Raw genomic sequence first — 15,954 nt, 5'->3', positions numbered from 1 at the left:
GACGCCGGCCCGCGATGAGGCCGGCGCGCGACGGCGGGAACGCGACGGATCAGTCGTCGTCGTAGACGGCCGCTCCCGTATGGGGTGCGCCTTCCACCAGGATCTCGCGCTTGCCGGCATGGTTGGCCGGGCCGACGATGCCCTCGATCTCCATCCGCTCCATGATCGAGGCGGCGCGGTTGTAGCCGATCTGGAGACGGCGCTGGATGTAGCTGGTGGAGGCCTTGCGGTCCCGCAGCACCACCTGGATCGCCTGCTCGTAGAGGTCGCCCGCCTCGCCGCCCGAGGCCGCCACGAAGGCACCCACGTCGAAGACCGGCGCGTCCTCCTCGACCTCCTCGATGCGCTCGGCCTTGTCGGCTTTCGCCGCCTTGCCCTTGGGGGCGTCCTCGCTGCCGTCGTCGGCGGTGACGGCGTCGAGGTAGCTCGGGCGGCCCTGGCGCTTGAGGTGGGCGACCACGCTCTCGACCTCCGAGTCCGAGCAGAACGGCCCGTGCACGCGGGTGGTGCGACCGCCGCCGGCCATGAACAGCATGTCGCCCTGACCCAGCAGCTGCTCGGCGCCCATCTCGCCCAGGATCGTGCGCGAATCGATCTTGCTGGTGACCTGGAAGGAGATCCGGGTCGGGAAGTTCGCCTTGATCGTGCCGGTGATGACGTCGACCGACGGGCGCTGCGTCGCCATGATCAGGTGGATGCCGGCCGCGCGCGCCATCTGGGCCAGGCGCTGGATCGCGCCCTCGATGTCCTTGCCCGCCACCATCATCAGGTCGGCCATCTCGTCGACCACGATCACGATGTAGGGCAGCGCCGAGAGGTCCATCTCCTCGGCCTCGAACACGGCCTCGCCGGTCTCGCGGTTGAAGCCGGTCTGCACGGTGCGGGTGATGACCTCGCCGCGCTCGCGCGCCTCCTTCATCCGGGCGTTGTAGCCGTCGATGTTGCGCACCGCGATCTTGGACATCTTCTTGTAGCGCTCCTCCATCTCGCGCACGGCCCACTTCAAGGCGATGACCGCCTTCTTCGGGTCGATGACGACGGGGGAGAGGAGGTGCGGGATGCCGTCGTAGACCGACAGTTCCAGCATCTTGGGATCGACCATGATCAGGCGGCACTCCTCCGGCTTCATCCGGTAGAGCAGGCTGAGGATCATGGTGTTGATGGCGACCGACTTGCCCGAGCCGGTGGTGCCGGCCACCAGCAGATGCGGCATCCGCGCGAGGTCGGCGATGATCGGCTCGCCGCCGATGTTCTTGCCCAGGCACAAAGCGAGCTTGTGCTTGCTGGCGAAGAAGTCGGGGGCCGCGAGCAGTTCCCGCAGGAAGACCGTCTCGCGGGTGTCGTTGGGCAGTTCGATGCCGATGACGTTGCGGCCAGGCACCACGGCGACGCGGGCGGAGACGGCCGACATCGAGCGGGCGATGTCGTCGGCCAGGCCGATGACGCGGGAGGACTTGGTGCCGGGCGCCGGCTCCAGCTCGTAGAGGGTGACGACGGGGCCGGGCCGCACGGCCAGGATGTCGCCGCGCACGCCGAAATCCTGCACCGTCTGCTGGAGGTTGAGGGCGTTCTGCTCGAGCACGTCGGCATCGACCTCCGCGGTGCCGCCGCTTTCCGGCATCGCCAGCAGGTCGAGGGCGGGCAGTTCGTAGTCGGCGTTCTCGAAGGTCGCCACTTCGAGATGGCGCCCGGACGGGATCATGTGCGGGCGGCCGACCACGAGCGGCGAGGACGCCGAGGCAGGGAGGGGCGCCGGCGTGGGGAGGGGCATCGCCTCGGGCTCGGCGGCCTCGGCCGGAACGGGCTCCAGGTCGAAGGCGACGGGCGGCTCCGCGGCATCCTCCGGCACGGGCTCGGCGACGGGCTCGGGCGCCGGGGCGGACTTGCCGCGCAGGAGCACGGGCCGGGCTGGGATCGGCACGGGCTCCACCGCGCGGGAGACGAAGGGCACGACGGGCACCACCGGCGGCCCGGAGACGCCGAAGGCGGCGACGGGTTCCGCCGGAGCGGAGGCGACGGGCTCGGGCGGAGCGGCGGGGACGGGCTCAGCCGCTGCGCCGGGGGCAGGCGGCCGGCCGGCCGAACGGATGGCGGCACGCGCCGCCATGGCGCAGAGCACGGGCGCGCGGCGGGGCGCCTCGGCGACCGGGGGCGCCGGCTCGGCGGCGGCAGGGGAGGGGGCCTCGCAGGGGGCGTCAGCGGAGGGGGTCTCCGCACCCGGGCCGAACACCAAGGCGAGCACCGGGGGCCGGGGCAGGAAGGCGGCGCGAATCTGCGCGGTCTCCTCGGCGTCCGCCGCCACATGGCGGTTGTCCTGCCCGTCGGCGGGACGCGGCGGCTGGTCGAAGCGCACGAGGCGGTCGAGGACGTAGACGGGCTTGGGCGGCATCGAGCGCAGGTGCGAGATGTCGAGGGGCACCGAGACGAAGCGTTCGGCCGCCGCGGCGACGGCTGCGGCCTCGACAGGCGGCACCGCCGCGGCAGGCGGCAGGTCTTCGGCCACCGGCAGGCTCGGGGCGGGCTCCGCCTCCAGGCTGGCCCAGCCTTCGATCGCCGACCAGTCGCCGCCGCCGAACCAGGGCTGCGCGTCCGACCAGTCCGGCAGTTCGGACAGGTCGCGCGGCTGCGCGGCCGGCAGCGGCCGCGGGGCCGGGGCGGTGGAGGCGGACAGCTCGACGGCCGGGCGGGCCGGGCGGCGGTCCGGCGTCCGGAAGAAGCGCACGCCGGGGGGCGCCACGAAGGGCTGGCGCCACAGGGGTACGGGGCCGCCGAGGGTGACGACCTCCGCCTCGACGGGGCTCGCGGGCAGGGCCGGCGGCGGCTCGGCTCCAGTGCGCGCGGCCTCGGCCGCGGCGGCCCGCTCGGTCTCGGCTGCACGGGCTGCATGGGCTGCGGCTTCGATCGCCTGGGCGGCCGCCTGGGCCTCGTCGCGCGCCCGCTCCAGGGCGAGCCGCTCAGCCTCCAGCGCCCGCTGGCGGCGTTCCTGCAGGATGGTGTCGGGGGTCCGGGTGTAGCGCACCGCGGACGGGACGGGGGAGGGGGCGGGCGTGGACGGCGTCGGGCCCGGCGCCGGCTGCATCCCCTCCGGGGTGATGGCGGCGGGGCGGCGGGGCGAGCGCACCAGCACGCCGGGCGAAGAGGCGGAGACGTCGATCCGGCTCTCGGGCCGGGCGGCCTCCAGCATGTCGAGGCTCGCCCGGTCGTCGAAGACGTGATCGGGCCAGAGATCGCGGGCGGCGACCGGCCACGCCTCGGGCGCCGAGCGGGCGCTGCCTGCCGGATACGGCACCTGCGGCTCCGCTCCGCGCCCGACCATGGCGCCGGGCGGGGTGAGCCAGCTCGGGGCGGGCCTGGTGCCGGCGATCGCGTAGCCGGGCCGGGCCGGGGCGCCGGCGAGCCGCCGGGTCAGGCTGGCGCGCAGCGACATCAGGCGATGCGCCAGCGCGCCGAGCGACAGGCCGGGGCGCGTGACGCCGCGGCCCGGGCGGGAGGGATCACGGTGGGAATACGGAGGCCGTCCCGATGCGCGCATGGGTTCTCGAACGATACTCGAAACACGGGGGTCCGCCCTGCATGAGCGGTCGCCCCAGAGTTAGGCCGTTCGTCGTTAACAGAGCCTTGATCCGAGCCCCGCGCCCGTCGCGGCGCGCGCCTTGTCCGCGCGCCCTGGAGAGGGAGGCGGCATCGGGTTAAGGTCGATGCGGCGCGCTTCACGTGAGGGATCGGCAGATCTTGGCAAACCACGCTCCACACGAAACATTCCGGTCGCTCTACGCTCACGGCTTCGCCCGCGTGGCCGCCTGCACCGGCCGCAGCCACTCGGCCGAGCCGGGGCGAAACGCGGACGCCGTCCTCGCCCTGGCGGAGGCCTGCCACGCGAAGGGGGCGGCGCTCGCCGTGTTCCCGGAACTCGGCCTCTCGGCCTACGCGATCGAGGACCTGCTGCTGCAGCAGACCCTGCTCGACGCGGTGGAGGCAGCAGTCGGACGCGTGGTCGCGGCCTCCGCCGCCCTGCGCCCCCTCCTCGTCGTCGGCGCGCCCCTGCGCTGGCGCAACCGGCTCTACAATTGCGCGCTCGCCATCCAGGGCGGACGGCTGCTCGGCGTCGTTCCCAAGAGCTACCTGCCGAACTACCGGGAGTTCTACGAGAAGCGCCACTTCGCCTCCGGCGCAGGGATCGCGGGCGAGACGATCCGGGTCGGCGACCTGGCGGCGCCCTTCGGCACCGACCTGCTGTTCCCGGCCGACGACGTGCCGGGCCTGACCGTCGGGATCGAGATCTGCGAGGACCTCTGGGTGCCGGAATCCCCCGGCCTGCGCGCGGCGCTGGCGGGCGCCAGCGTGCTGGCCAACCTCTCGGGGAGCCCGATCACCGTGGGCCGGGCGGATTCGCGGGAGCTGCTGTCGCGCGCCGCCTCGATGCGGGGCCTGTGCGCCTACGTCTATGCCGCGGCGGGCCTCGGCGAATCCACCACCGACCTGTCCTGGGACGGGCAGACCAGCATCGACGAGGCCGGCGTGCGGCTGGCCGCGGGCGAGCGCTTCGCGACCGCGCCGGTGGCGACGCTGGCCGACGTCGACCTCGACCTGATCGCCCAGGAGCGCCTCCAGGCCGGCAGCTTCGACGACAACGCCCGCACGGTCTCCGGCCCGGCCTACCGCCGAATCCCCTTCCGCCTGGAGCCGCCTGAGGGGGACATCGGCCTGATGCGCCGCCTGGAACGCTTCCCCTTCGTCCCGGCCGACCCGGCCCGCCTCGCGCAGGATTGCTACGAGGCCTACAACATCCAGGTCGCCGGCCTCGCCCAGCGGCTTGAAGCCACGGGCACGCGAAAGGCCGTGATCGGCGTCTCGGGCGGCCTCGATTCGACCCATGCGCTGATCGTGATCGCCAAGGCCTTCGACCGGCTGGGCTACCCGCGCAGCGACATCCTGGCCTACACCCTGCCGGGCTTCGCCACCTCGGCCGGCACCAAGGCCAACGCCCACGCCCTGATGCGCGCGCTCGGCTGCACGGCCGCCGAGATCGACATCCGCCCGGCCGCCGAGCGCATGCTCGCCGACATGGGCCACCCGTATGCGGCCGGGGAATCCGTCTACGACGTCACCTTCGAGAACGTGCAGGCGGGCCTGCGCACGGACTACCTGTTCCGGCTGGCCAACCACACCGGCGCCATCGTCGTCGGCACTGGCGACCTCTCGGAGCTGGCGCTCGGCTGGTGCACCTACGGCGTCGGCGACCAGATGAGCCACTACGCCGTCAACGCGGGCGTGCCCAAGACCCTGATCCAGCACCTGATCCGCTGGGTGATCGCCTCGGGGCAGTTCGGCGCGGAGGAGGGCCGGGTGCTCGGCGCGGTGCTCGACACCGAGATCTCGCCCGAACTCGTGCCGGCCGAGGCCGACGAGGCCCCCCAGAGCACGGAGGCCGTGATCGGCCCCTACGCCCTGCAGGACTTCACCCTGTTCTATACGCTGCGGCACGGATTCCGCCCGTCGAAGATCGCCTTCCTCGCCCTCAATGCCTGGGCCGATGCCGGGGCGGGCTCCTGGCCGCCGGACTTCCCAGACGACAAGCGCGTCGCCTACGGCCTGCCCGAGATCCGGCACTGGCTCGGCGTGTTCCTGGCCCGGTTCTTCGGCTTCAGCCAGTTCAAGCGCTCGGCGCTGCCCAACGGGCCGAAGGTCTCGGCCGGGGGCGCCCTCTCCCCGCGGGGCGACTGGCGGGCGCCCTCCGACGGCTCGGCCCGGATCTGGCTCGACGAACTGGCCCGCAACGTCCCCGAAACCTGACCGACACAAACCCGACGGATTGTGGGATTATCACCACGGTCAAGCTGATTCTTCGCGGTGCGAAAGGTCGGTTCGAGGGCGGCCAAGCGGAGGATGTCCGATGCGAAGCTACAACCTGTTCCAGCTCAAGAGCGTGGAAGGCCTGTGCTGCGCGGTGCCCGAGGCCTGCTCGGTGCCCCCCTTCATCGGCAGCGGCCGCTGGGCCTTCGGCGGCAAGCTCGGGGCGGAGGACGCCCTGCCCCTCGATTTCGACGGGCGGGCCGCCGACACGGCCGTGCGCTTCAACGGGTTCTACCTGTTCCAGACCGTGGACCGGCGCTTCATCGCCTGAACCCCGGGCCGTCGAGGATCGCGGCGAGCATTCCTTAAGGGCTCGCGTGTCAGGCTCGTCGCCATCATTCGATCGGGGACCGGCCGCATGTCGTCGGAACATCGCAAAGAGTTGCGCCAGAGGGTCTTCCTCAAGGGCCGCATCACCTTCAACAACGGCGCGTCGAGCATGGATTGCCTCGTGCGCGACATGTCGGGCGCCGGCGCCCGCCTGTCGCTCAGCGAGACGACCAGCCTGCCCGACGTGTTCGATCTCTACGTCCCGCAGAAGGACAAGACCTTCCGCTCGACCCTGCGCTGGCGGCGGGAGGACGGCGTGGGCGTCACCTTCCCGGACGAGACGGCCGCCCCCGCCGAACCGCCCGCCGACGCCTCGATCACGCTCCTGCTGCGGCGCGTGGCGGAACTGGAGAGCGAGAACGCGACCCTGCGCCGCCTGCTCGCCGGAATGGCCCAGCCCGCCGCCGACGCGGCCACCGCGGCCTGAACGCGGATCGCGTCGAGGTCCTACCCGTCGAGCGCCGCGCGGATGCGCCCGGCCTGCTCGGCCAGGACTGCGTCGTCGGCCATGCCGCCCTCGTGACGCTTGAGCGGCACGCCTTCGTGGCGGGGCAGTATGTGGACGTGCAGGTGGAACACCGTCTGCCCGCCGGCCGGCTCGTTGTACTGGAAGATCGTCAGGCCGTCGGCCGAGAAGGCCGCCTTCACCGCCCGCGCCACGCGCTGCACGCTTGCCGTCACGGCAGCGAGCGACGCCGGGTCCGCATCCAGGAGGCCGCGAGCCGGCGCCTTCGGGATCACCAGGGTATGTCCCTCGCCCTGGGGCATCACGTCCATGAAGGCCAGGGTGTGCGCGTCCTCGTAGACCCGGTGCGCAGGAATCTCGCCGCGCAGGATCTTGGCGAAGATGTTCTGGGGGTCGTAGGCCGTCTCGTTCATGCCGGCTCCGGGCGTTGGTGGGCGCTCGAAATACGATGCACGGGGCGCCGGGCGGCGTCCACAGCGGGGAACCGGCGGCGCACGGCGACGCTTCTCAGTCGCGGGTCCGCATGCGGGCGGACGCCGATGGGAGGGGCCGCCGCATGGCGCACGAGAGCAACGGCGCGATCTACACGGCGGCCGGCGCCAACCTCGCCATCGCGGCGGCGAAGTTCGTGGGCGCGTTCCTCACCGGCAGCACGGCGATGCTGGCCGAGGGCACCCACTCCCTCGTGGACACCGCCAACCAGATCCTGCTGCTCGTCGGCCTGAAGCGCGCGAGGAAGCCGGCCGACGCCAAGCATCCCTTCGGCTACGGGCGGGAGGTCTACTTCTACGCCTTCATCGTCGCGCTGATGATCTTCCTCGGCGGCGGCATCTTCGCGATCTACGAGGGCGTCCACAAGATCCAACACCCCGAGCCCGTCTCGGACGCGACGGTGCTGGGCTACCACCTCTCCGGCTTCTGGGTGAACGTGGGCATCCTCGGCTTCTCGATCGCGGCGGAGGGCTATTCCTGCCTCGTGGCGATCCGCTCGTTCTGGGCCGAGAAGGGCGACAGGCCGCCGATCACCGCGATCCGCCGCAGCAAGGACCCGGCCCTGTTCACCATCCTGGTGGAGGACGTGGCCGCCCTGATCGGCCTGGTGATCGCGCTCGCCGGCGTGGTCCTGGCCCACGTCCTCGACATGCCCGTGCTCGACGGCTGGTCCTCGGTCGGCATCGGCGTCGTCCTGGTGGGCATGGCCCTGTTCCTGATGGTCGAGACCCACGGCCTGCTGATCGGCGAGGCCGCCGACCCGGAGGTGGTGGCCGCGATCCACGAACTGGTCCGGGCCGAGCCCGGCGTACGCCACGTCAACGAGGTGCTGACCCAGCACCTCGGCCCCTCCGACATCCTGGTGAACCTCAGCCTCGACATGGCCGACGACCTCAGCGCGGCCGACGTCGAGGGCGTGGTCGCGCGCCTCGACCGCGAACTGAAGGTGCGCAATCGCGACGTCACGCGAGTGTTCGTGGAGGCGCAGGCGCGGAGCCCCGCGCAGCGGGTTCCGGCCCCCGAGGCGGCCTGAATCCCGTCAGGTGCGCCCGACCTGTTCGAGGCTCAGCGACCAGACCCGTTCCTGCACCGCCTCGTCGCGGCTTTCGGACGAGGATTCCACGGCCCGGCAGCGGGAGAAGTAGCGCCCGCTCACGCCTTCGACCGCAGGCGAGGACGCCAGGTACAAGGAGGTCGCCGCCCCGTCGGCCGGGCTCTTGAGGAAGGGCCGGATCAGGCCCCAGCCGACCCCGAGGACGCCGCCGGTGTTCTTGGCGAAGCCCGTGTTGATCACGCCCGGATGAAGCGCGTTGGCCGTGACGCCGCTGCCCGCGAGGCGGCGGGCCAGCGCGTAGGTGAAGAGCACGTTGCCGAGCTTGGCTTGGGCATAGGCCCGCATGCCGCGATAGGATCGCGCGCCCTGGAGGTCGGCGAAATCGATGCGGCCGCGGGTGTGGGCGGCCGAGGCCACGTTGACGATGCGGGGCGAAAAAGCGCCTCCCGCGCTCGCCTTCAGGAGATCGAGGAGTTCGAGGGTGAGCAGGACGTAGCCGAGATGGTCCAGCGCCCAGGTGCGCTCCAGGCCGTCCACGGTCGCCTCGCGCCGGTCGAAGATCGCGCCCGCGTTGTTCACCAGCACGTCGAGGCGCGGACAGGCGGCGCGGATCTCGGCGGCGAGCCTGCGGATCTCGGCCTGGGACGACAGGTCGGCCCGGTAGAGGTCGACCCGCGCGCCGGGCACCACGGCCTGGATAGCGTCGCCCGAGCGGTCCAGCCTGTCCCCGTCGCGGCCGACGAGGACGAGGTGCGCCCCGGCCCTGGCCAGCCCGAGGGCGGTCTCATAGCCGATCCCGGAGGTCGCCCCCGTGACGAGGCAGGTCTTGTCCCGCATGGGCGCTCCGCGAGGGCTCCTCTGACCGACGAACCGGCCGGGCTCCCATCGAGCCCGGCCGTCAGGCGCCTGGAGCCGTTCCCGACCTGATTGCATCAGGTCGACGTCTCTCAGTCTTTGGTTTGACGCGCTCCCTTACACCGAACCGGCGCCCGCTTCGGCGGGGCGCGCTCTAGAAGACTGCCTGGCCGACGGCGAAGGCGATGACGACGATCACGATCGCCAAGACGAGGAACAGCCCGAACAGGATGCGCGCCAGCGAGCCGGCGCCCGAGGCGATGCCGGTGAAGCCGAGGCCGCCGGCGATCAGCGAGACCACGAAGCAGATGAGGGCCCATTTCAGAAGGGTCATTGACGTCACTCCACGCGGGAAACGGCGATCGGACAGGGGATGTCGACGAATCGAGCGACAACCCGGTCCGAGCTGAACCGTTCCGCGGCCCGGCCCTGTTTCTCAGGGGCCGCGCCGGACGGGTTCCGGGACCGGGTCGGCGCGCGCCAGGACGATCTCGGCCAGGGAATGGTAGAGGCCGCCGCGGCAGACGAGTTTCGAGGCCGCGTCGGAGACCAGGGCCGCGACCATCAGCGGGATCATCATGGCGTGGTCCTGGGTCATCTCGGTGACGATGACGAAGCTCGTGATCGGCGCCTGGAGGACGCCCGTGAGGTAGGCCACCATGCCGATCAGCACGAGCGCCCCGACCGGGACACCCGAGAACACCCCCTGCACCGCCCCGCCGAGGCCGGCGCCGACGGCGAGCGAGGGGGCGAACAGGCCGCCCGGTATCCCGCTGATCGCGGACAGGATGGTGGCGAGGAACTTCAGCGGCGCATAGTCGAGGGCGGCGGGCGCGTCCCCGTGCAGGATGGCGCGGGCCTCCTCGTAGCCGGTGCCGTAGACGGTGCCGCCCGAGGCCAGCCCGCACAGCGCCACGCCGAGGCCGCACAGGGCCGCGAAGCGGATGGGAGCGCGGGCGACGATCCGGCCGGCCCGGCCCGGCAGCCCCCGCCCGAACAGGATCACGACCCGGCTGAACAGGCCGCCGGCGAGCCCCCCCGCGATGCCGAGGACGAGCACCACGCCCCAGGATTCGCCGAGGGGCAGCACGGCCTGCGTCGTGCCGAAATAGGTGTAGTTACCCACGAGCCAGAGGGAGGTCAGGCCGGCCGCGACGATGCCGGCGACGATCAGGCCGGAGGTGCGCGTATCGTAGGCGCGGCCGAGTTCCTCGATGCCGAAGACGATGCCGGCCAGCGGCGTGTTGAAGGCGGCAGCCACCCCTGCCGCGCCCCCGGCCAGGATCAGGCCCGGCAGCCGCTCCGGCGTGAGCCGCCCGACAGCGGCCATGATGGCGGCACCGACCTGCACGGTCGGCCCCTCGCGCCCCGCCGAGGCGCCGCAGAGCAGGCCGAGCGACATCACGGCGATCTTGCCGATCCCGACGCGCAGGGAGACCAGGGATTGGCGCAGGCGCGGATCGCGGGTCTGGCGCGCCGCGATCACCTGCGGGATGCCCGAGCCCTGCGAGTTCGGGAACACGGTGCGCGCCAGGAGGGCGGCCAGGGCGAAGCCGGTGGGCGTCAGGCCCAGCGCGATCAGCGGGGAGGGTGCAATGGCGAGCTTGAAGGCGGCCTGCGCGGCGTCGGCGCATCTGGCCATCAGCACCGCGGCGAGGCCGACGCAGACGCCGCCCACCAGGAACAGCAGCCGCCCACGCCAAATCCCGTAGGCATCCAGAGAGGCCGTGCGCAGGCGCGTGATCGAACGGCGGTAGCGGGAACGCGGCGGCATGATTGTTTAGAACTTGCGCTGAGCGACGGAGCGCTCTCCGCCGATGGGGTGCCGGTTCGGCAGAGAGCCCACTAGCGAGGACCAAGCCAGTGGGCGAGGAGGTTCAGCTCCCTTTCTCGGCCGCGCAGAGCCTCTCGACGGTCCGGACATAGGCCTTGGCGTCGAATTTCCGCAGGGAGTTCTCGCTCTGGTAGCGCACGGTCCCAAAGACCTTGCGCTTCGCCCAGGGGCGGTCGTGCAGGCCGTAGACCCAGGCGACGTTGGTGAAGGAGTTCGCGTCGCGCCCGTCGAGGAAGTAGCGGTTGTTGAGCCGCAGCGTCCGCTCGAAGCCGGCCTTGGGCGAGGGCGACCATTCGAGGATCTTCTTGCCCCAGTACATGCGCAGCTGGTTGTGCATGTAGCCGGTCTCGCGCATCTCGGCCTGGGCGGCGTTCCAGTACGCGTCGTGCGTCTGACCCTCGGCAAGCTGCGCCTCGGTGTAGCGGTGAGGGCGGGGGTCCTCCGCGTGCTCGGCCAGCGTCTTGCGGGCCCAGTCGGGGATCGCGTGGTCGTAGGACGCATAGTCCTCCGTGTAGAAGACGTGGTTCATCGCCAGTTCGCGCCGGACGATAAGTTCCTCGAGATAGGCCCCCCTGTCGTCGGCATCGCCCCCTTCGGCCGCGCGCACGGCGAGCGCGATCTCCAAGGGGGAGATCTGGCCGAAATGCAGGTAGGGGCTCATGTGCGAGGCGGCCGCCGCCTCCGGCCTGTTGCGGCCGTTGCCGTAGCCGGAGAGGCCGTCCTTCAGGAACGCCTTGAGCCGGCGGCGGGCCTCGGTCTCGCCGCCCGTGAACCGCTTCACCGGGGCGACCGCGGTGTCGAGGCTCATGCCCGCGAGCACACGCGCGGGATCGGTCACGTCGATCGCGCTTGTCAGCCCCAGGCCGTCCGCCTGGTGCTTCACCGTCCTGGCGGCGACGGGCTCCAGAAAATCGTCCCAGACCTTGTGCAGCTTCGGCCGCAGGGTGCGCGCGGCGTATTCGTGCTTGCCCGAGGCGACCTCGACCGGCACCACCACGTCGCCCTCGACCTGCACGATGCGCGTGTCGACGGCCGCTTCGATCTCCCGATACCAGCGCTTCTGGATCGCGAGGTAGCCCCGGTCGAGGACGAGGAGGGCGGCGTGTCCCGCCAGGTCGATGGCGACCTCGGCCGGCGAGCCCTTGCGCATGACGAAGCCGACGCCGCGCCCGTCGAGCCCCGCCTTCGCATCCGCGAGACCCTGGAGCAGGAAGGCGTAGTGCCGGGCGTTCGCCTCCGGGAAGCCGTTCGCGCCGTCGAGCAGGCCGAAGCAGGCCACCACCGGGAGCCCGAGCCGGTTGGCCTCCTCGATCGCCAGTTCCAACGCCGGGTTGTGACGGGCGCGGTTGGCCTGCTGCAGCAGGTACAGGACGTAGCGTCCGCCGTCGCGGGGCGCGACGTCCTTGAGCACCCGGATACGTCCGCCGTGAATCGCCATCGCGTACACTTCGCCTCGGGAAATTGATCGGTCCGAAACCTTACGCTCGAAGCTAGAGCGTGAAACGAATTCGTCCGCGCCGGGGCGGCGGACGGACGCAGGCAGTCGCCGCGGGCTCAAGCGTGGCGGTTCCTCGACCGAAAGCCCTTCGCCGGCAAGACTTTATTGGCGACGGACTTGCGGAGGTCCGCCGGCATCGACGCCTGATCGCAGCCGACGGTCCTGCGTCATTTTGAGCACAGCGCCCCGGCGACGTGCGCATCGGCACCGGAAGCGACAGCGATGCTGCCCCAATGCCCTTGCATTTCGCCGGCAGAGGATCAGATTGTGCAACGCGGGAACGCGATGGCGTCGCGGACCCGCTGCCCTCTTGGGCGTTTCCTCCCTAGACTTCGGGCCGCTCCTTCGGGAGTGGCCTTTTTTCTTGGGTGTTTTCCCTGGGAGCTCCCGAAGGCTCAGCCGCGCGCGCGGGCGCGGATCATGAAGTTGTCGTAGGTGTATTCCGCTACCTGGAACCAGAGGTATTCCTCGTTGCGGAAGCTCTTCATCGCCTCGTAGACGCGACGGAAGTCGGCGTTCCTGCCCGCGATCTCGCCGTAGACGTCGTTGGCGTTCTTGAGGGCGCCCTCCATCACCTCCTGCGGGAAGGGGCGCAGCTGCGCCCCGCCCGCCACGAGGCGGCGTAGCGCCCCGGGATTGCGCGCGTCGTACTTCGCCTGCACGTCGGCGCCGACCTGGGCCGAGGCCGCCTGGAGCACCGCCCGGTAGCCCTTGGGCAGGGCCTTCCACTTCTCGGCGTTGAGCCAGAAATGCAGCATCGCGCCCCCCTCCCAGAAGCCGGGATAGTGGTAGATCGGCGCGACCTTCTGCAGGCCGAGGCGCTCGTCGTCGTAGGGGCCGATCCACTCGGCTGCGTCGATCTTCTTCGATTCCAGCGCCGTGTAGATCTCCGGACCGGGCGTCGCCTGGGGCTGGACGCCGAACTTGCCCAGCACCTGCCCGCCCAGCCCCGCGATGCGGAACTTGAGGCCCTGGAGGTCGGCCAGCGTCTTGATCTCCTTGCGGAACCAGCCGCCCATCTGCGCGCCGGTGTTGCCGCCGGGCAGGCTCGCGAGGCCGTACCGGGCGAAGATCTCGGAAAACAGGTCGGCCGCGCCGCCCGCATGCCACCAGGCGTTCTGGCCCCGGGCGTTGAGGCCGAAGGGCAGGGCGGTGGCGAGCGCGAAGGTCGGGTCCTTGGCCATACCCAGCGTCGCGGGGCCGTGCCCCATCTCCACAGTGCCGGCGGCCACCGCGTCGATCAGGCCCTCGGCGGGCACCGGCTCGCCGGGGCCGGAGACCTGGATCTGGAAGCGTCCGTCCGTCGCCTCGGAGACGAAGCGGGCGAAGGATTCGGTCGCACCGAACAGGATGTCGAGGTTCTTGGCGTAGGCGGAGGCAAGGCGCCAGCGCAGCTCCGGGCTGCCCTGCGCCACCGCCGGGGCCGCGACGCCGGCCGCAGCGCCCAGGCCCGCCGCCAGCAGGGCGCGTCTCTTGTAGGTGGTCATGGGCCGCTGCCTCCATCCGTCCGCCGCTGGAGGTCGGGTCCGGCGGAGCCTGCGCAAGCTCCGCGCCCCAGGCCCCTCCTCCCACGGGCGGCGGGCAGGTAGCACGTCCGGCCCGACTCTCGAAACCGGCCGCCGCCCATGCTACCGGCGGCGTCCCATGAACCCTGCTCCGACCTCTGCCATCACCCTCCACACCGTCTGCGGCCTGGAAGAGCTCGCGCGCCACGGCGGCCGCGGCGTCAGCCACGTGCTGTCGCTGCTGGACCCCGGAACGCCCGAGCCCGAAGCCTTCGGCGCCTACGGGGCGCATGCACGCACGACGTTGCGCTTCCACGACTGCCTCGGTCCGGGCGAGGGGCTGGTGCCGCCCGAGCCCGCGGACGTGGCGGCGATCCTCGCCTTCGGCCGTGATCTGACCCTGGAATCGGAGGGCGAGGGGCACCTGCTGGTGCATTGCCATTACGGCCTGTCGCGCTCCACGGCCGCCCTGCTGATCCTGTTCGCGGGCGCCGAGCCGGAGACGCCGGCCGAGGCCCTGGTGGCACGCCTGCACGGCTTGCGCGAGCCGGCCTGGCCGAACGCCCGGATGGTCGCCTTCGCCGACGCGATCCTGGACCGGGGCGGCTCCTTGAGCGAGGCGGTGCGCCGGCTGCACGCCCGCCAGCTCGGCGTGCGGCCGCACCTGGCCGACCTGCTGCGCGGGCTCGGCCGCGGGGCCGAGGTGGACGCGGCCCTGGCGGGCTGAGCCCTACTTGCTGCCGGCGGGCGTGAACGTGCCGTCCTTCCAGACGTAGAGCACGTAGCCCTGGGCCGTCACGTCGCCCTTGGCGTCGAAGCCGACCGTGCCGAGGACGAGGTCGAAGCGCTCGGCGTGGAGCGTGGCGGCGATGCGTCTCGGGTCCTTGCCATGGCTGAAGTCGCCCGCGGCCACGAGGGCCTGGAGGGCGGCATAGCCGTAGATGGTCGAGCCGGTCGGGTCGGTGCCCTCCGCCTTGAAGCTCTTGACCACGGCGGCGGCGGCGGGCTGGCGGCTCGGATCGAGGTAGAAGGTCATCAGCACGCCGTTGCTCGCCCCGCCCGCGACCTTGGAGAAGTCCGGGGTGGCGATGGCCGAGGTCCCGAACCATTGCGGCCTGAAGCCCCGCTCGGCCGAGATCCGCACGAGGCGTCCCATCTCGGCGGCGTCGCCCCCGTAATAGGCCACCTCGATCCCGGCGGCCTTGAGCCGGTCCGCCAGGGCGGCATCGTCCGCATCGCTGGGCGAGAAGGCGGAGAACAGCGTCTCGTTGATGCCGATGCGGTTGAGGTTGTCCTTGGTGGCCGCGGCCAGCGCCCGGGTCGCCGGGGTGAGGTCCTGGAGCAGGGCGATCTTGCGATCGCGAAAGCGTTCGGCGAGCACCGCGGCCGAGAGGCGGCCCTGGTCGTCGTCGCGCCCGCAGACGCGGAAGATCGTGGGCAGGCCGCGATCGGTGAGCTTGGCGGCCACTGAGGCCGCCGTGATCATCACCACCCCGTTCTGGGCGTAGACGTCGGAGGCCGCGATCGAGGCGTTGGAGCAGACGTGGCCCACGACGAGGCGCACCTCGGAGCGCACGAAGTGGTTGGCGACGGAGGTCGCCGTGTTCGAGTCGCAGGCGTCGTCCTGCACGTCGAGGACGACCGTCTCGCCGTCGAGGCCGCCCCTCGCGTTGGCGTCGCGCGCCGCCGCCTCGATGCCGCGCAGCACCTGCTCGCCGACCGCGACGTAGGCGCCGGACCGGGGAACGGCCACGCCGATCACCACGTCGGCCGCGGCCGGCAACGGCGCGCACAGGCCGAGGCACAGGCAGAGGCGGGACAGTCCGGGCAGGGTGGCGAGGCGTCCGATGCTCATCGGGGGCCTTCTAAAGCATCATTGCGCGCCGCGGTCACCGGTGCGCGGCGCGATGATGCCTGCCAAGACGCTACGCCCATGCCCGCCGGAAACCCGCACCCTCTCGAAGACCGGAGCGCAGGAAACGACGGAGCCGCCTGCCATGGCAAGGAAAGATTTCTGAAAGGCGCCCGGGACGGCCACCGGATGCGGCCGGCGCTACTTGGCGTATG

At 71.8% G+C, this 15,954-nt stretch carries 13 protein-coding genes; 5 read left to right on the top strand and 8 right to left on the bottom strand.

What is annotated here, in order from left to right:
* Positions 1-49: 49 nt before the first annotated feature.
* Entirely contained in the window at positions 50-3,532 is a 3,483-nt protein-coding gene (locus COGEMETH_RS00325; protein WP_373875280.1) for a DNA translocase FtsK, read from the bottom strand.
* Positions 3,533-3,732: 200 nt separating this feature from the next.
* Here COGEMETH_RS00325 and COGEMETH_RS00320 point away from each other — a divergent pair, with 200 nt between their 5' ends.
* The 3 genes from COGEMETH_RS00320 (at position 3,733) to COGEMETH_RS00310 (ending at position 6,610) form a co-directional block, all read left to right on the top strand.
* Positions 3,733-5,793, top strand: a complete 2,061-nt coding sequence (locus COGEMETH_RS00320; RefSeq protein ID WP_238180628.1) for an NAD(+) synthase — start codon at positions 3,733-3,735, stop codon at positions 5,791-5,793.
* A gap of 100 nt (positions 5,794-5,893) precedes the next feature.
* Positions 5,894-6,124 (top strand): hypothetical protein, encoded by a 231-nt coding sequence (locus COGEMETH_RS00315; RefSeq protein ID WP_238180627.1) that lies wholly within the window; start codon positions 5,894-5,896, stop codon positions 6,122-6,124.
* An 87-nt stretch (positions 6,125-6,211) separates the two neighbouring features.
* Positions 6,212-6,610, top strand: a complete 399-nt coding sequence (locus COGEMETH_RS00310; protein ID WP_238180626.1) for a PilZ domain-containing protein — start codon at positions 6,212-6,214, stop codon at positions 6,608-6,610.
* A gap of 20 nt (positions 6,611-6,630) precedes the next feature.
* On the opposite strand, the gene COGEMETH_RS00305 is transcribed toward COGEMETH_RS00310, so the two are convergent.
* Positions 6,631-7,062, bottom strand: coding sequence for an HIT family protein (locus COGEMETH_RS00305; RefSeq protein ID WP_238180625.1), 432 nt, complete (start codon positions 7,060-7,062; stop codon positions 6,631-6,633).
* A 143-nt stretch (positions 7,063-7,205) separates the two neighbouring features.
* Here COGEMETH_RS00305 and COGEMETH_RS00300 point away from each other — a divergent pair, with 143 nt between their 5' ends.
* Positions 7,206-8,174 (top strand): cation diffusion facilitator family transporter, encoded by a 969-nt coding sequence (locus tag COGEMETH_RS00300; protein WP_238180624.1) that lies wholly within the window; start codon positions 7,206-7,208, stop codon positions 8,172-8,174.
* Between the two features lie 6 nt (positions 8,175-8,180).
* Here the strand turns inward: COGEMETH_RS00300 and COGEMETH_RS00295 are convergent, their stop codons facing one another.
* From COGEMETH_RS00295 to COGEMETH_RS00275, 5 genes are all read right to left on the bottom strand, one after another.
* Positions 8,181-9,032 (bottom strand): SDR family oxidoreductase, encoded by an 852-nt coding sequence (locus COGEMETH_RS00295; protein WP_238180623.1) that lies wholly within the window; start codon positions 9,030-9,032, stop codon positions 8,181-8,183.
* Positions 9,033-9,204: 172 nt separating this feature from the next.
* On the bottom strand, positions 9,205-9,384 hold the full coding sequence (locus COGEMETH_RS00290) for a DUF1328 domain-containing protein (protein WP_238180622.1): 180 nt from the start codon (positions 9,382-9,384) through the stop codon (positions 9,205-9,207).
* Between the two features lie 102 nt (positions 9,385-9,486).
* Positions 9,487-10,824 carry a chloride channel protein gene (locus COGEMETH_RS00285; RefSeq protein WP_238180621.1) on the bottom strand — a complete coding sequence of 446 codons (1,338 nt, stop codon included), beginning with the start codon at positions 10,822-10,824 and terminating at the stop codon, positions 9,487-9,489.
* Between the two features lie 103 nt (positions 10,825-10,927).
* Positions 10,928-12,322: a deoxyribodipyrimidine photo-lyase gene (locus COGEMETH_RS00280; RefSeq protein WP_238180620.1), complete on the bottom strand. Its 1,395-nt coding sequence runs from the start codon at positions 12,320-12,322 to the stop codon at positions 10,928-10,930.
* Positions 12,323-12,777: 455 nt separating this feature from the next.
* Positions 12,778-13,869, bottom strand: coding sequence for a TRAP transporter substrate-binding protein (locus COGEMETH_RS00275; RefSeq protein ID WP_238180619.1), 1,092 nt, complete (start codon positions 13,867-13,869; stop codon positions 12,778-12,780).
* A 157-nt stretch (positions 13,870-14,026) separates the two neighbouring features.
* On the opposite strand from COGEMETH_RS00275, the gene COGEMETH_RS00270 reads away from it, so the two are divergent.
* Complete coding sequence (locus COGEMETH_RS00270; protein WP_238180618.1) at positions 14,027-14,614, top strand: tyrosine phosphatase family protein; 588 nt, start codon at positions 14,027-14,029, stop codon at positions 14,612-14,614.
* Positions 14,615-14,617: 3 nt separating this feature from the next.
* On the opposite strand, the gene COGEMETH_RS00265 is transcribed toward COGEMETH_RS00270, so the two are convergent.
* Entirely contained in the window at positions 14,618-15,742 is a 1,125-nt protein-coding gene (locus COGEMETH_RS00265; protein ID WP_238180617.1) for a branched-chain amino acid ABC transporter substrate-binding protein, read from the bottom strand.
* Positions 15,743-15,954 lie beyond the last annotated feature (212 nt).

Origin of the sequence: Methylobacterium trifolii (assembly GCF_022179685.1) — a bacterium.
Classification (GTDB): Bacteria; Pseudomonadota; Alphaproteobacteria; order Rhizobiales; family Beijerinckiaceae; genus Methylobacterium; species Methylobacterium trifolii.
This window is presented reverse-complemented; position numbering and strand designations above follow the sequence as displayed.

Bases quoted from the DNA above. Each gene is read 5' to 3' on its own strand.
- COGEMETH_RS00290 (WP_238180622.1), bottom strand. From the start codon at position 9,384: ATGACCCTTCTGAAATGGGCCCTCATCTGCTTCGTGGTCTCGCTGATC.
- COGEMETH_RS00265 (WP_238180617.1), bottom strand. From the start codon at position 15,742: ATGAGCATCGGACGCCTCGCCACCCTGCCCGGACTGTCCCGCCTCTGC.
- COGEMETH_RS00285 (WP_238180621.1), bottom strand. From the start codon at position 10,824: ATGCCGCCGCGTTCCCGCTACCGCCGTTCGATCACGCGCCTGCGCACG.
- COGEMETH_RS00325 (WP_373875280.1), bottom strand. From the start codon at position 3,532: ATGCGCGCATCGGGACGGCCTCCGTATTCCCACCGTGATCCCTCCCGC.
- COGEMETH_RS00275 (WP_238180619.1), bottom strand. From the start codon at position 13,869: ATGACCACCTACAAGAGACGCGCCCTGCTGGCGGCGGGCCTGGGCGCT.
- COGEMETH_RS00300 (WP_238180624.1), top strand. From the start codon at position 7,206: ATGGCGCACGAGAGCAACGGCGCGATCTACACGGCGGCCGGCGCCAAC.
- COGEMETH_RS00280 (WP_238180620.1), bottom strand. From the start codon at position 12,322: ATGGCGATTCACGGCGGACGTATCCGGGTGCTCAAGGACGTCGCGCCC.
- COGEMETH_RS00270 (WP_238180618.1), top strand. From the start codon at position 14,027: ATGAACCCTGCTCCGACCTCTGCCATCACCCTCCACACCGTCTGCGGC.
- COGEMETH_RS00315 (WP_238180627.1), top strand. From the start codon at position 5,894: ATGCGAAGCTACAACCTGTTCCAGCTCAAGAGCGTGGAAGGCCTGTGC.
- COGEMETH_RS00295 (WP_238180623.1), bottom strand. From the start codon at position 9,032: ATGCGGGACAAGACCTGCCTCGTCACGGGGGCGACCTCCGGGATCGGC.
- COGEMETH_RS00305 (WP_238180625.1), bottom strand. From the start codon at position 7,062: ATGAACGAGACGGCCTACGACCCCCAGAACATCTTCGCCAAGATCCTG.
- COGEMETH_RS00310 (WP_238180626.1), top strand. From the start codon at position 6,212: ATGTCGTCGGAACATCGCAAAGAGTTGCGCCAGAGGGTCTTCCTCAAG.